1 protein-coding gene is annotated in these 233 nt (G+C 41.6%); it reads right to left on the reverse strand.

Going from position 1 to position 233, the window contains the following annotated elements; genetic code table 11:
- The coding region (locus AOA60_RS32960; RefSeq protein ID WP_158235090.1) for a hypothetical protein at positions 1–233 on the reverse strand (233 nt) is incomplete at both ends.

A 233-nucleotide genomic window follows, 5' to 3' on the forward strand; every position in this document is an offset into this window, starting at 1 on the left:
ATAATAAATCATCAACGACCGCTTTTAGCTCAAGTGCTTTTTCGTCGCCTTCCGCCCATTTTCGCTCTACCTTACCTTGCACCCCTAAATGCTTACCTATTAAAGTCTGCCAGTTTAAATAAGGAGACATATGTTGGAGAGGTATATCTCTTAACACATGACGCTTCAAGTCAGGTGGAACAGAAACTGGTACTTCTGTGGAAACAGATGAACGAACTTTTACTGCTGTAGCA

This window comes from Pseudomonas sp. 2822-17 (genome assembly GCF_002742485.1).
Lineage (GTDB): Bacteria > Pseudomonadota > Gammaproteobacteria > Pseudomonadales > Pseudomonadaceae > Aquipseudomonas > Aquipseudomonas cyclaminis.